We start from the raw sequence: 1,973 nt of genomic DNA on the forward strand, positions 1-1,973 counted from the left end.
CGGGTCGCCCGGCTCGAAGACCGCGGCGCACCGCACCAGCTCGGCCGTCTGGCCCCGCGTCAACCTCACCATGCGCACAGTCTCCCCCAGGGTGAACGGCGCGCCCGGCGCGTCGGCGACGACGGGCTTATTGGATGCTCCACCGGTGGGGGTGGGCCGGGTCGGCGGCGCAGGAGAAGACGTTGAGCTGTCCCCAGCGGCCGACCACCACCTCCGTCGGGGAGGCGTGGGGATACGCGGGCAGCCCGTCGTCCTCCACCGGACGCCAGCTGACGGTGCCGTCCCATTCGCGGCTGTCCACGGTCAGCAGCAGCTCCGTCGGTGTGCCGCACGTCCGGCAGTCCATCGGGTACGGATCGGTGAGGTGCCAGGAGGCGTAACCGCCGGCGCGCCAGCCCGGGGGTATGGAGAGGTCGTACTGGTACCCGGGCACCTCGGGGATCTCGTCGCCGTAGTCGCCGTCCGGGCCGAGGTCCGTCCACGGCTTCACGACGGTCCGGCTCTCGGCTTCCTCCTCCAGTTCCTCCTCCCACGCGTCGATGCGTTCCTCGAGTTCCTCGGGAAGGCATCCGGCGAAGGGGTAGGTGACGACCTGTTCGGGGTGCAGGACGCAGGGCTCGGGCACGTAGCCCGGCCATCCGACCACCTCGGGCTCCGGCTGCGGGTCCACCGTCTCCGCCTCGGCCACCGCGGCCGAACGGCGCCAGTGGACGTGGACGCTCATCCCGTGACCCGTGTCGCCGTGGGCGTCGAAGGGGCAGGCGAAGAGCTGGAGCAGATCGGCCCCGTCCGGCCCCGGGCGCAGATCGGGGACGTCACGGCGGTACAGCTGGGCCAGCGCGATCAGCGGCACGGGATGGTCGTCCGGCAGGTCGCGCAGGCGGCGCCGTTCCTGCCGCGCCCCGCGGTCCCGCCGCGCGGCGCGGACGTCCGCCGTCCGGTACCCGGTGCTCCGGTCGTGCGGCTCCGTGCACACCGGCCACGCCTCGTCCGCGGGCCAGAGCAGCGGCCCGCCCACCGAGCTGTCCGTCACGGCCGGCTTGCCGGGGCGGGGGTGCAGCCGGGTGGTGGTGCCGCGGTGCCGCGCCAGCTCGGGGAAGAGGGCCTCGACGTCGAGCGGCCGGGGCGGGGTCGTTCTGGTCATGGGCACGACTGTAATGACCGGGCCGGGCGAGGCGGGGCCCTTTTCCTCCCGGCGGTGCCGGTCAGCGGGGGGAGACCACGTTCCCGCCGGCCGCGGTGCCGCCCTGCCGCTGGTGGACCAGGGCGTCGCGGATCTCCTGGAGGACCTCCAGCTCGGTGACGGTCACCGGCTCGGACGCCAGCGCGTGCTGCTCCTCCTTCGCCTTGCGGCGGGCCGCCTGGCGGGCCAGGACGCGGGACATCGGCAGGACCATCAGGAAGTAGACGACCGCGGCCGTGATCAGGAAGGTCAGGGTCGCGCTGAGCACCAGCCCCCACATGATCTCGACGCCCTGCCCCTTCTTGGTGCAGTCGCCCTTGAGGCAGGTGCTGTACTGCGCCAGGTCCATCGTGCCGAAGGCTCCGACGAGGGGGTTGATCACGCCCTCGACGATCTTGTTGACGATGTTGGTGAACGCCGCGCCGATCACGACGGCGACGGCCATGTCGATCACGTTGCCCCGCATCAGGAAGGCCTTGAAGCCCTCCAGCACACTGACCTTCTCCTCGCTCACCCGAGGCCCCTTCCGTACCGAATCCGGCGACGGGATGCCGTCGCCGGGAGAACACAACGATGCAGAACCCTAGGGGCCCCACGCCACCGCGAGGACCGCACCCCGCGTCTCCCCGCTCCCGGGCCGGAGGGCAGCCCTCCCTGACCACCGCCGGGGCGGTTCCGGTGCCTCGGCGGGAGAAGGACGCACCTGACATGGAGCGGGTGTTCCGCGACCTGCCGATCCAGCGGTGGAACCTGCGGCGCGCCGACTCCGTCGACGAGGCCCGCGGGTGGA

The 1,973-nt window shown here is 72.6% G+C and carries 2 protein-coding genes; both read right to left on the reverse strand.

All coding sequences use genetic code 11. The features are described from left to right. Positions 1-127: 127 nt before the first annotated feature. Positions 128-1,144, reverse strand: a complete 1,017-nt coding sequence (locus HW445_RS28725; RefSeq protein ID WP_180223766.1) for a hypothetical protein — start codon at positions 1,142-1,144, stop codon at positions 128-130. A 61-nt stretch (positions 1,145-1,205) separates the two neighbouring features. Next, on the reverse strand, positions 1,206-1,697 hold the full coding sequence (mscL, locus tag HW445_RS28730; protein WP_151771561.1) for a large conductance mechanosensitive channel protein MscL: 492 nt from the start codon (positions 1,695-1,697) through the stop codon (positions 1,206-1,208). Between the last annotated feature and the right edge of the window lie 276 nt (positions 1,698-1,973).

The sequence above is a fragment of the Streptomyces sp. UH6 genome, assembly GCF_013421635.1.
Taxonomy (GTDB): domain Bacteria; phylum Actinomycetota; class Actinomycetes; order Streptomycetales; family Streptomycetaceae; genus Streptomyces; species Streptomyces abyssomicinicus.

What these genes read in the sequence shown, in the direction of transcription:
- HW445_RS28725 (WP_180223766.1), bottom strand. Translation starts at nt 1,144, where the DNA reads ATGACCAGAACGACCCCGCCCCGGCCGCTCGACGTCGAGGCCCTCTTC.